This window comes from Maribellus comscasis, from assembly GCF_009762775.1.
Lineage (GTDB): Bacteria > Bacteroidota > Bacteroidia > Bacteroidales > Prolixibacteraceae > Draconibacterium > Draconibacterium comscasis.
Genome location: NZ_CP046401.1, coordinates 1,736,950 through 1,750,436, shown reverse-complemented (window position 1 = coordinate 1,750,436; position 13,487 = coordinate 1,736,950). Strand labels below are relative to the sequence as shown.

At 37.3% G+C, this 13,487-nt stretch carries 9 protein-coding genes; all 9 read right to left on the bottom strand.

What is annotated here, in order from left to right; genetic code table 11:
* Positions 1-86: 86 nt before the first annotated feature.
* The gene (locus GM418_RS07305; RefSeq protein WP_158864636.1) at positions 87-1,376 is read right to left on the bottom strand and encodes an IS1380 family transposase; all 1,290 of its coding nucleotides are present in this window, start codon (positions 1,374-1,376) and stop codon (positions 87-89) included.
* A 280-nt stretch (positions 1,377-1,656) separates the two neighbouring features.
* A complete protein-coding gene (locus GM418_RS07300) occupies positions 1,657-2,325 on the bottom strand; it encodes a 3-keto-disaccharide hydrolase (RefSeq protein WP_158864634.1) in 669 nt (222 codons plus the stop codon).
* 13 nt (positions 2,326-2,338) lie between these two features.
* Positions 2,339-3,703 carry a Gfo/Idh/MocA family protein gene (locus GM418_RS07295; RefSeq protein ID WP_158864632.1) on the bottom strand — a complete coding sequence of 455 codons (1,365 nt, stop codon included), beginning with the start codon at positions 3,701-3,703 and terminating at the stop codon, positions 2,339-2,341.
* A 13-nt stretch (positions 3,704-3,716) separates the two neighbouring features.
* Positions 3,717-5,132, bottom strand: coding sequence for a sulfatase family protein (locus GM418_RS07290; RefSeq protein ID WP_217447731.1), 1,416 nt, complete (start codon positions 5,130-5,132; stop codon positions 3,717-3,719).
* Between the two features lie 86 nt (positions 5,133-5,218).
* A complete protein-coding gene (locus tag GM418_RS07285) occupies positions 5,219-6,673 on the bottom strand; it encodes a RagB/SusD family nutrient uptake outer membrane protein (protein ID WP_158864628.1) in 1,455 nt (484 codons plus the stop codon).
* An 11-nt stretch (positions 6,674-6,684) separates the two neighbouring features.
* Positions 6,685-9,969 carry a TonB-dependent receptor gene (locus tag GM418_RS07280; RefSeq protein ID WP_217447730.1) on the bottom strand — a complete coding sequence of 1,095 codons (3,285 nt, stop codon included), beginning with the start codon at positions 9,967-9,969 and terminating at the stop codon, positions 6,685-6,687.
* 251 nt (positions 9,970-10,220) lie between these two features.
* On the bottom strand, positions 10,221-11,204 hold the full coding sequence (locus GM418_RS07275; protein ID WP_158864626.1) for a FecR family protein: 984 nt from the start codon (positions 11,202-11,204) through the stop codon (positions 10,221-10,223).
* Between the two features lie 63 nt (positions 11,205-11,267).
* The gene (locus tag GM418_RS07270) at positions 11,268-11,843 is read right to left on the bottom strand and encodes an RNA polymerase sigma-70 factor (RefSeq protein ID WP_158864624.1); all 576 of its coding nucleotides are present in this window, start codon (positions 11,841-11,843) and stop codon (positions 11,268-11,270) included.
* Positions 11,844-12,125: 282 nt separating this feature from the next.
* Positions 12,126-13,487 (bottom strand): alpha-L-fucosidase, encoded by a 1,362-nt coding sequence (locus GM418_RS07265; RefSeq protein WP_217447729.1) that lies wholly within the window; start codon positions 13,485-13,487, stop codon positions 12,126-12,128.

Sequence of the window (13,487 nt, the reverse complement as noted above, 5' to 3'; positions counted from 1 at the left end):
GGGACAAATATTTTTCATATACTTCCCGAAAAGCATTTACATTTTTAAGATGGCCATATTACGCTATAATAAAGGAGACTGAAGTTTTAAGTTGGGATGCTCCCATAAAGACGTAATTTAATTTCCCTTCCGGTCCTGACCCATTTTGCAGGAATGCAGACAAACCTGAAAATGAACTTTTTTATTCTGAAGTTTGGCTTAAGATTTTTATAGCGTGTAGAGAATTCATGTATAATGTAATCGTATAGGTTCCGTCCCATGGCTGCCATTATCAGGAATACGGTATTTTGTTCCATTTTCGAGAAAGGGAGTTTATTCCAACCGAAGTCGTTTTTTAGTACATCAAATTCACGCTCTTCTTTCCCCCTTTGGTTATAAAAAATAACCACCTCATCGTCAGTCTTATCAAAGTCGTTGGTTAGTATGGGGCTATAGTTGTAGGCTTCCCCTGTAAATAGGTTAAGTTGCCCGTCACGTCTTGCTTCTTTAGTTACGACTAAACGATATTCTTTTAGTAAATGCTTTTGTTTAAGTCTTCTTGCCGTATTTGTAAAAGGTGTAAACAGAACGCTACCCCGCAAATAAATACTGTCGTCCACTTTTATTTTTTTCCATTCGGTAATTTTATTTATTGCTTCACATACACGGTCATTAACGGTAGCCCGTATATAAAACTTGTCGACGTGCTTATTGACGGTATTGATTGTTACGAACCGGTATGATGCAGCATCTGCACGAAAGGATTTTATTTCGATTTGGTTATCCTTCAATAGCAGGAACATCCGTTCAAGTGTATCTTCTTGTAAATTATGAGGAGCGCAATTCCCATTACGATTTTCTACATAAACTACTTTATTTCCAATTAACCCAACTCCCGGGCAATAACCAAAATGCTTGGTATATGTTCTCTTGGCATCAGATTTTTGGGTGTAAACAAATGTGTTGTCATAATCTAATACGAGATTCTTTACTTTGAAAGCTTTAAGTCTCTTTAATAACTTGATATTTAAGGCATTCATTTTATCATTATAACTTAGCTCATTAACGACTTTGCTTCTCTTTTTCAGCACTTTGTCAACAGGGGTGGCAAGGTTTTTAAGTCTTTCCAGTAAACGGTCTGCACTAGGAACAGATAAAAAGGGATTATTGGAAAGGACAGGCCTTAAGTTAATTTCAACATCTTCGGCACAATCCCCTCCGCAAAAGAACAGTGCCCAATAGGTGAAGAAAATATCCTTCCATGAATATTGAGATTGATTAGCTAATGCTGGTAAATACTGGCGAAGTAAACTTTCAAGTCCGAGGTTTGTAAATTCTTCTAATACAAAGTTTAATCCACCAAAGGGTGATAATGCTTTACTTTTTAGTACTTTCATAATGGTATTATATAGCAACACCAAATTAGGTGATAGTACTAAAGCTGTAAAGTGTTCATTTGAATAGTTTTACAGCTTTTATTAACTAAAACTTACGGATTTTAGGTGCAATTTCGCGCCAGCGAGGGGAGTTGAACCTCCACAGCCGAATCTTTGCGCTCACATCGGAAATTAAGCCTCCTCATCGTGATTTTTTGTTCTCCCTGTACGAAACAAGCGGTTTGTATTTATATTTTATTATTTGGATTAATACTGATACAACAATAATATGTATCTATGGTTATAACTGTTTTATTTTTATGTTTTTGTACCAAATTTTTCCACCATGATCCTGAAATCCAATTTTGCCCTTTCTTGGCATGTTTTTGTATGCGGTTTTGAATTTGTTTGATGTCCCATCAGGATTCTTCCCCGCTTCGTGCCACTCATTTAAATCAATATTAACAACCATTTTGTTGTTTAAAAAAGTTTGAATGATTGGACCATTGCAAATTATCTTCAGATGATTCCATTTTCCTGTTTTTTTTACCCGGTTTTCCGAAACTTCTTTTATTTCGTAAATACTTCCGCAAAAGTGTTTGTCTATATCTGCCTTTCCATAGTCATCTCTAATTTGTACTTCTATACTGGTCTGAACAGGATCTTCAGTGTTTTTTGTACGAAAAAATACTCCGGAGTTTGTACCTGACGCTAATTTGAAATCAAGTTCAAGAATAAAATCACCATATTCTTCTTTTAACCAAATATTTTTTCTGCTCTTTTGAGGATTTTCCCGGGTTAGAAAGAGTGTATTTTTCTCCATATCCCAGCTTCCATTGGGTTTCTGAAGGTCTGCTGATTTTACATTTAAAATGTCTGGACTTTTCTGTGCATTTGAATACTGCACGCCACAAAACAGAATTGCTAAAACAGCGAGGAATTGATATTTTATTTTAGCTTTCATTGCCATGAGATATGTTTTTTTATAATTCCCATCCCGTCCGGTAATCTTCCCATAAGTACTTATTTGCTTCAGGAATATTGGTAACTTTCATATTGTCTGAATCCCAAATTAACTTTTCCCCAGTCCTTATAGCAACGTTACCCAACAAAACTGCTTCATTAAGTGGTCCTGCATAATCAAAGTTTGACAATGCTCTGTTTTTATTGCCTTTAATTTCATTTATCCATTCGATATAATGTCCAGGTGAGCGTGGAATTATTTCTTTAGGTGTTCCAAAATCCTTTTCCTTTCCATTAATCAGTAAAACAGGTTTTGGTTGATGATGACCGTAAACCAGCACTCCTTCATCTCCAACAAATATCACCCCTCCTATACTTTCCCACAAATCGATGTGATTTTCAATTCCTTTAGGCATGTTTGGTTTTAATCCACCATCATACCATACCACGTCTACATTTGAGCCATCAAGACCGGATATAAATTTATAAGTTATTAGGGATGCCTGAGGGGCGGTTTCTTCATAAACAGGAGAAGAATAGCCTTCAATGCTAATCGGAGAAGTTAGTTTTAATGCCCAAAATGGATAATCCATCAAGTGACAACCCATATCGCCTAAGGCCCCGACACCAAAATCCCACCAAGCCCTCCAACTGAATGGCATATAATCGGGATGATAGGTTCTGTATTTAGAAGGTCCAACCCACAGATCCCAGTTGAGTGTCGGGGGAATAGGTGGCATATCTTTGGGTCTTTCGGCTATCCCTTGTGCCCAAACCGGTCGATTTGTCCAGCAGTGTACTTCTTTAACATTTCCTATCGCTCCCTGCCAGATCAGCTCATTTAAGATACGGGGGCCTTCGTTTGCATGTCCCTGGTTACCCATTTGGCTAACTATCCCTGCTTCCCTCGCAAAACTGACAACTTTTTTTGATTCTCCGATGGTTCGTGTTAAGGGTTTTTGCGTGTAAACATGCTTCCCTTTTTTCATGGCTTCCATTGTAACAATAGCATGCATGTGGTCAGGCGTTGAGATTGTAACAGCGTCGATGTCGGTTTCTTTTTCAAGCATTTCCCTGAAATCCACATATTTTCTGGCGGAAGGAAATGCAGCATAGGCACTTTTTAATTCACCTCTGTTTTCGCTTGCTCGTTTCTGGTCGACGTCACAAAGCGCAACAATATTTTCACTACTCACACCATCAACATCTACACGGCCTTTTCCTCCTACACCAACACAGGCAATATTTAACTTTTCGCTTGGTGGTGTATAGCCATTACCGCCTAAAACAAATCTCGGAATAATTGTGAATGCAGCAGTCGAGATTGCGCCATTTTTTAGAAATTTACGACGTTCCAAATTTGGTTGAATATTTTTATGTTTCATATTTTCAGTCTTATTATTTATATACTCCAGGCATTATTCCTCTTTGTCTTTCAATATCCAGTGCTTCTCCTGTTTCTCTGTCGTACCAGTCGGGTGTTAGATTATCCGGCGCTGAATCCCTTGTGTTGTGTTGCCAGTTCTTGAGTAACTTTTTCATTTCTTTTAGATGTTTGCTATAAGAAGGCAGGGAAGCTACATTAATCAGTTGGAGTGGATCTTTTTTTACATCAAAAAGTTCTACCCGGGGTCGGGGAGAAACAAAGATATCGGCTTGCGCTGGAGTTAACTTTCCTTCGTCCCGAACTTTGTTTAATGAGTATTGTGTTGGAGACCTTTTGGAATCAGCGGGACCACAATTTGTTAGATTTGGGCGTTCATTCAAAACAAATAAAAGGTCTTTTGTTCTGACCATTCTTTCGTAGGCTTCATAATCGTGCCAGTTATGTTCCGAGTATACAACCGTTCTTGTTTCATTAGAAGGATTCTTGAGAGTTGAGACAAAACTGATTCCCTGATAATCTGAAGGAATTTCTACTTGCGCCAGCTCCAAAATTGTGGGAGCAATATCAACGGCACTTACCAATCCTTTTGCTAAAACACCCAAATCTTTTATTCCATTTGGCCAGTAAACAATAAATGGAGTTTTCATTCCACTATCGTATACTCTTGTTTTACATCTGGGAAAAGGCCTTCCGTTATCAGACATCACGATAATTATTGTGTTATCAATAACCTTCTGGCGTTCCAATTCTTTTCTGACTTCTCCAATAAAGAAGTCAAAACGCGCTATTTCATTGTAATAGGATGCGATATCCTGTCTTGTTTCAGGTGTATCAGAAAAGAAAACCGGAACCTGAACGTTTTCCGGATTATGTGTTATATGAAAGTCGTCGGCTCCCCAGGCACGGTGCGCATCGTATGATGCATACCAAAAGAAAAAGGGTTGGTCTTTTGGTCTTTCTTTTAAGAATCTTACCCAATTATCTTCACCTCCATTGCCATTGTTATAACCATTTTCATCAGTAAATCGATCAAATGCTCTATGTGCGTTTGTTCCCAAATGCCATTTCCCGGCCTGGGCTGTATAATAACCATTTTCCTTTAGTAAAAGAGGAAAAGGGATCTCTGTACCGGGAAGAGGTGTATGTAATTCTGCTGCGCCATTGGAATGAGGGTATTTGCCTGAAATAATACTGCATCTGCTCGGGCTACAGGAGCTTGCTGTAAGGAAAGCATTTGTAAACTGTAAGCCTTCACTGGCGAGTTTGTCAATGTTCGGCGTTTTTACTACTGAATTACCATAGCATCCGATGTCATTCCATCCGATATCATCAGCGATAATAAAAACAAAATTCGGTTTGTCTTGTGCCCTTACACCAAGACATAAAATCAAGCTTACTCCCACCAGAGTGAATAATTTATTCTTCAAACTATTTTGCATTTGTTGAAAATTTATACTTTGAGAATTATGCAGCGAGAAAATTATTCCGGCTACATAATTCTCAAAAGATTATATTAATTGTATCCAGGATTCTGAGTAAGATCTGGATTCACATCTATTGCATTTAGAGGGATCGGAAACAGAAGTTTGTTTGCATCAATATTATACCCTTTGGATGCCATTATTTCAATTGCCCGTCCTGTTCTTTTTAAATCGAAGAAGCGGTGAAATTCAAAACAAAGCTCTATGCGTCTTTCGTGTTCTATTGCCAGGGCAAGTGTTGGGTACTTATCAGAAGGATATCCGTCGCTGCCGTATGCAGGCATACCCACTCTGCTTCTTACCAAATTAAGATATGTTTGGTCATTGGTAACTTCGGCATACATAAGTAATATATCAGCATAGCGGATTATCTCGAAATTTTGACCAGGATATTCCCAGTTAGGATCATAAAATTTCATGGTGTAAGGATAATCAACGAAAACGCCTGTTTCGTTGTCTATATACCCTGGGTTGATACTTACTTCTTTTCTGGGGTCATTTTCTTCAAACTCATTTTCCAAATCGTCGGTAGGTGTCATTATCCCTGTTCCCCGAAAGGTAGATGTTTGCCCTGGTAAATGGAAAGCCCAGGTAAATGGAGAATATTGATTCTGGTGATTTGAATTCATTGCATTTTCACCAGCCATATACTGTGCTTCAAGAACAGAAGATTGACAATTTTTAGTATCGGCTGCAAAAAGATAAAGGAAATCATCTGTGTTTGTATTCCCGTCGCCATTTGCATCCAATGAATATAGAGCACTGTTTATTATCAGATCTAACTCTGTTTTGGATTTGTCGTTTTCTCCCAATGTTAGATATATTTTTGCAAGTACAGCAGAAGCGCCATATTGAGTTACCCGGCCGATATCATCTCCAGACCAGGCTTCGGGTAAAACTTGTTTGCAGTACAGTAAATCATTTATTATGTTCTCATATACTGTCTCCACATCTACACGCAAATAGTCATATGATTCTTTGGGCGATATCTTTTTATCAATATAAGGGACATCACCCCATGCACGCACCATATTAAAATAAGTCAAAGCTCGTATAAAAATTGCCTGACCTTTCATCTTTTCAAGTTTGTTCTCGTCTACATCAAATTCAATATTTTCAATTTGATAGAGAATATTGTTACAAATGTAGATTGTTGAATAAGAATTATTCCATATCGTATTTATTAGTCCATTGTCTGTTTGGATAAAGAAATCAGTAATTTGTTCGTTGTAATTGTTTGCACCTCCTGCCAATTCAATATATGTATTGTCTGAGTATTGTTCACCAAACCTTGCAGGAATCTGATCTCCGTTATACAGTATTCCAAGTTGGCGATAAACATCGTCGACTGCCTGTTGCAGTTCAACTTCGTTTTTGTAAAATGTCCCCTCTGTGATTTGTGTTAACGGATACAAATCTAGATCTTCACTACATCCTAAAAATAAGATAGAGAAAATTGCTATTGTGATATATTTTATTTTTTTCATTTTTGGATTCATTAGAATTCGACATTAACACCAAAAGAATAAATCTTCGCTGAAGGATAGCTGGAACCACCAACTCCACGATTTACGGGGTCGGAAAACCCAGAATGCCTTACAAAATTTTCAGGATCGTAAACGGGGGCATCGGCAATTGTAAATAAATTTACGCCGTTAAAAAATACCCTTGCGTTCGATAGTCCTATTGAGGAGGAAATCTTTTTAGGTAAATTATAGCCAATTGTAAGATCCTTTAACCTGACGTAGGTAGCATCATCTAACCAATAACTCGAAGCTGTCTTTTCATATCCATCAATATTGACAGTAAGTTTATAATGATATCCATCTCCCGGATCTTCTTCAGAACGCCATCTGTTGGTCAGTTCGCCCAGGTAATTTCTTCCTTCGTGATAAAGCATAGATCTATGTGCGTCATCATTGTAGATTTCGCCTCCTACCGAGCCTTGAATTAAAAAGCTTAGGTCAAAATTTTCATAAGAAAAACTATTTGTAATCCCCCATGTAAAATCGGGTTCGTAATTGCCGATAATTGTACGATCATCAGAATTTAAAATTCCATCTCCGGTTACGTCAACATATCTCCCGTCACCTGGTGTTGCAGTAGCGTAAGCAGTTGGGTCGGCATCTATTTCTGCCTGGTTCATATATACACCATCGTATTTATATCCATAAAAACTAAATAGAGGTTCTCCTACCTTGTTAATTTTTTGCATAGTTCCAAAAGAATTTACGCTATAAATCATTGGAGCATTATCTGGCCCTAATTCCATAACCTCACTTCTGTTTAATGCGAAGTTTAATTGAGTGGTCCATTTTAGCCTCGAATTGATATTATGGGAGGTTAAATTAAATTCAAACCCGTTATTTCTAAGTTTGCCAATATTAGAAAAAACACTGGTAAATCCGCTGGTTGATGGGACAGGTACAGCTAGCAACAGATTGTCAGAGACGGTGTTGTAGAAATCGGTTTCAATTGAAATACGTTGTTCAAACAGTCCTAAATCTAATCCCAGGTTTATTTGTTTTGTTCTTTCCCAGGCTAAATCAGGATTCTCTATATTTGAAGGATAATACGACGTCTGAAGGTTATCTCCAATTGCAACTTTAGCCTGATTCATTTGGCTAATCCAGCTGTAGTCTGAGAAATTATCATTTCCGGTAAAACCATAACTTGCCCTTATTTTAAGATTGCTTAATGCTGAAATGGATTTCATGAAAGATTCTTCCGAGGCCCTCCATCCGAGTGCGAAAGAAGGAAAGTTTCCCCATTTGCTATTTGGGCCGAACCTTGAAGAACCATCGCGACGGAATGATGCGGAAATGAGGTATTTCCCTGCGAAGCTGTAATTTACTCTACCTAACAAAGAGATCAGAGTTGTTTGATTTGCATCATCTCCTGCTCCATAGATTGTTTTGCCTGCTGTTAAATAATGGATATCGTCATTGTCATAATCTCTTCTTTCTGCTTGCAGCCAATAGTAGTCTCTGAAGTTATACTCATATCCCCCTAAAATTGTGAAGGAATGATTTCCTAAAGTTTTGTCGTATGTGAGCAAATTCTCCCAAGTGTAACTGATCGTTCTGTTCGTATTGGATTTAAACGTGGCAGTTCTATAGTAGGCAGGTCCCATGTTATGGTCTTTAGGATAATAGTCTGTATTGTCAACTCGTTTGTAAAAAGCATTAAACGAGGTTTTAAAGCTTAGTCCTTCATATAAATCTAACTGTGCAAATAGATTTCCAATTGTGTTGAACCTGTGATGTTGGATGTCTTCATCAATATTAAATAAGGGATGGCCATTCAACGGCCTGAAAAGTACAGCGTAGTAATCTTCGAATCCATCGACAGTATTTGGTCCCCCCAGGTATCCGTTATTACCATAAACAGGATATATTGCCGGATATTGAACAGCCCATTCAACGATACGATAATAGGGTTCATTTTCATGGTCGTAAATAGAGTTTAACATGCCACCAACATTAATCCAGTCATTGATTTCCGAATTAAACTTCATGTTTAGACTATATTTTTGATATTCAGATGTTATTACAATACCTTCCTGGTTTATATACCCTCCGGAAACGAGGTATTGAGACTTCTCGTTTCCTCCGGAAAAACTCAAATTGACTTTATGCATTGGTGCTACTCTGAAGATAACATCTTGCCAGTCAGTGTTAGGAAGTGTTTCTGGGTGCTCCAAAGCTTCCGGCCAGGTGTATATTATTTTACCTCTTGCATCAAGTGTATTTGGCGCATTAGGATCTCCTCCGGTTTCGATCCACCCGTTTTGAGCTGCATCAATAGCAGCTTCAGCATATTCATACGAATTCATTACATCCATTTTTCTGATGACTTCCTGAACACTAAAAGAATAGTTTAACTGAAGCTTGGATTTCCCCGATTCGCCTGATTTTGTGGTTACCAGAATTACTCCGTTGGCCCCTCTTGAACCATAAATAGAAGCTGAGGATGCATCTTTTAGAATCTCTATTGATTTAATGTCTGCACTGTTTATTGAATTTAAATCATATCCCGGCAGCTGTATACCATCAACTACAACTAATGGTGCACTGCCAGCGCTTATAGAATTGATCCCTCTGATTTGTATTGTGGATGAAGAACCTGGCCGACCACTGCTGTTAATTACATTAACCCCGGCAATTTTTCCATACATTGCCTGGCCAAAATCAACAACTGGCCTGCTCGAAAGCTCTTCCTCCATATTAATTGAGCCAACAGAACCGGTTAAGTCTCTTTTTTGTTGAGTTCCGTAACCGATTGCCACTACCTCTTCCAATCCAATTGTTTCTTCCTGCATTGTAATGTCAATTGTTGTCTGATTTCCAACAACAACTTCCTGTGCACTCATCCCTACAAAAGAAAATTGGAGTACTGCATCGTCAGGTACTTTGGGTATAGTATATTTCCCATCGGCATCAGTTACGGTTCCCTGTGTTGTGCCTTTTATCACAACTGTTACTCCGGGCAAGGGAAATCCGGAGGAGTCTGTAACTTTCCCTGAAACCGACTTCTGCTCCTGATTTGATTCTTGATTACTAAATCCCCCATCATCAGATTTAATAGCAATGTAATTGTCGAAAACTTCATACTTCAACTGAAGCGGAGGAAGTACTTCATCCAGAATATTACGCACACTTTTTTGTTCAAATTCAATGTTAATGCGTTGTTTATTCTTTAAAACTTCACTTTGGTAAAAAAAACGGAAATTTGTATTTTCTTCCATTTTTTGCAGCAATTCTTCGATGGTAGTGTTTGTCATTTTTAAATCTAACTTAACCTGCCCTAGAGAGGGGATGGCAAAAACCTGAATAATACTTATTAGGCATAGAAAGATTGTAATTCTCATAATTCTTAATCCTTTTTGCAACCCGTAGAGATTGCAACAATAATAAATCTTTTTCATAAATTTGAAGTGTTTACGATTAGTACTTATCTTCTGGCAGAAGACGTAATTGTAAATAAATTCCGGTCGGGAAATACTCGTAATATTTTCCGGCCATTTTTTTAATACTACATTGGTTTCTTTTTTAAATGAATTATACTTGGTTTATGGTTAATAATTTCAAATGAATAGTCTATCCCTGCTGTATATCTTAATATGTTGAAAATCTGGTCAATGGGTTTGTTTTTCATAATGGTGCCTGTAAACTTTATCCGCTTAATTTCTTCATCATCAAAAATCACTGTTATGTTGTACCAGCGTTCAAATTTTCGGACAATGTCCTCCAGCGTTTCATTTCTAAATACCAGATACCCATCTTTCCATGAAGTATAAAATTCCGTATCAGCTTTACTTAGAGAGATTGTTTTTTTTGTTAAATCAAACTTTGCATTTTCCCCCGGAGAAAGCTCAGAAACAAATTTTCCTTTCGGGCTTTGCAGGGATACTTTCCCTTTTATCAGTGTCACATTTACTTCGTCATCACTGTTATAGGCCTGAACATTAAAGCTGGTTCCTTTAACGGCTACTGTTAATTCCGGGGTTTGAACGAAAAAGGGATTTTCGGGGTTGTGACTTACATCAAAGTAGGCTTCGCCGCTTAACTTTACATCCCGGGTTTTACCTTCAAATTTTTGAGGGTATGTTAGTTTAGAATTTGAGTTTAACCATACATGCGTATTATCCGACAGATAAACTTCGGCACTTTCACCGTCCGGAATAATTATTTCGTTCCAGGCTAATTCATTCGATTCTTTATACCCCAGAAAATATACAGATATACTACCAATAAAAAATGCCAACACAAAAATGGCAGCATATTTTAACAGAACCATTGGAATTACTCTGTTTTTAACCAATTTTTGAGTTTTACAAGATTTTTTTCCTGCATAATCTTCGTAGTTGGCAAAACCCGCAATTGCCCAAAGATTTTTTAAGGTTTCAAATTCTTGTTTGTTTTCTTCCGAGCTCTCAATCCAATTTAAAACCTCCTCAATTTCGGATTCTTTGCTTAGTTTATTTAAAGTGAATTTATGCAGTTTTTCCTTATTCATTCAAGTGCTTTTATATGTAAGTACTGCGAAAAGGAAAATACCCTATGACCTTTTTTATTTTTTTCAAAAAAATACCACAGGCAAATACTGTTTTAGCGCTGGTCGGAGAACTTTCAACGCTTTTGTAATACAAGCTTCCACCGTTTTAATTGAAATGTTAAGCTCATCTGCTATTTCACGATTTTTTTTATTTTCAAACCGGCTCATTTCAAAAATTCGTCTGGATTGTGGAGAGAGTTTTTCCAGGGTTTGCCTAAATATTGAATCAATCTCATTGAAAATAAGGGGGGAGGTATCTAAATGGGACAATGAATCCTGACTTAAATTTAGTTGTTTATGCCGCAAGGAACTGAGATGTTTTTGAGCTACCTTAAGGTGTTCAATTTTTTTTAAACATTGATTTTTAGTGAGTGTGAATAACCAGGAAGAGAGGTTCTTCACTTTATGAAATTTTTCATGATTTTCCCATATAACAGCAAATACATCCTGAACAACATCTCTCGCCGCCTCCCGATTATTCAGATAGTGAAAAGAAAAATGCAACAAACGTTCCTGATATACCTCAACAACATGCGTAAAAGCAGGCGAATCGCCAATAGCCAGGTTTTGGATTAATTCTTTTTCAGTTAAGTTTAACAAGGTTCTATCAAATTTTCTATTCAAACATAATAGAAAAATCAATAAATTTTGAAAATCTTACAATACTTATCCCGCATTATTCAAAAGAAATGAATAATCCACAACATAATTTTTTATGCCCACAACGGAAAATGAGCCTCTACAATGCAATTTCCGGTGTTTACAATGAGAGTTGAGCCTCAACAGCCGGATTTTTTGTGCTCACAATTAATCCGGCAATTACAAACCAAACAAAACTGACAAAAAAACTAAATTTAGCAGTCGATTATTCATTGTTGTAATTTAATGGAGCACATATTCTTCAGGCGGGCGATCAAACTCAGCTTTAATAACCAAAATGTTATTACACAGTTCATTAGTTGGCAGGTTAATTAGACGGAGATATGACTGCCCCACCTCCCAGTCTTGTGGCGCTAATTCAAGTTCGAATTCAACTTTTTTATTATTATTTAGCAATGTTGCTCTTTGCGGCTTTACTGTAAATGGTCTAAGCTTAACCACATTCCCTTCCGGCTCGTTATTTAAATGAATATACAGAGTATTCTTTCGTTTTGTAAGCAGAATATTTTTATTGGAAGTGAGTTCAGAAGCAGGTTCAACATTTTTAAAAGATTCTTTTACTGCATGGTACCACCTTCCAATGTTTCTTAAAATTATGCTAGACTGTTCGGGAATTACACCAAAACTGTCCGGTCCAACATTTAATAAATAATTTGCATCTCGTGAGAGATATCTGTCAATGCCTCGAATTAAATAACGTTCTGTATAATAATCTTCGTTTTTCCGATACCCCCAACTTTCTATTCCAACTGATTGACAGGCTTCTGTTGGACGATTAAAACTTATATGGTCGTCCTTTTCGTAATCTCGTTCAGGTGTACTGAAATCTCCTTCATCGAAACCTCTGTTATTAATTACCGCCTTTGGTTGAAGATTTCTAATCATTTGATTGATGGAACGATCCTCGATTCCCAGACGATTTGCATCCCACCAAAAACCATGAATGTCGCCATAATTTGAGCATAACTCTTTTACCTGGGAAACTAAAAATTCCATGTAAGCATCCTGATTTGGACTATCCTGAGGTTGTGGAGGTAATTCGTGTGCCCGCCCCTGATTTGGATAATTCGGATTATGCCAGTCAACAACCGAATAGTATAAGCACAACGGGATATTCCTTCTGTGGCAGGCATCGGAAACCATTCCTATAATATCACGTTTAAAAGGAGTATTCATTGTATTATAAGAAGTTTGGTTTGTGTTCCACAAACAGAAGCCATCACAATGTTTTGCAGTAATACATAAATATTTCATGCCTGCTTCTTCCAATAAATCTAACCATTTTTCAGGATTAAACTTATAAGGATTCCATTGTTCTTTCAGTTTTGCATACTCATCTCGATCCACTTTTGCTCGGTATTGATGTTGCTCATGCCAACCTAGTATCGAATATAATCCCCAATGGATAAACATGCCAAATCGTTTCTCAAAAAACCAGTCGCGCTCGTCACCAAATCGCTGAATTTGATTGTCTGTATTTATAAAAATTTTGTTCCTTTGGCGGGCAATAACAGGAAATGGTGAAAAAACACCTGTTGCCAATGAACTGAATGCTACAGAACTTATAAATTTCCTACGATCCAT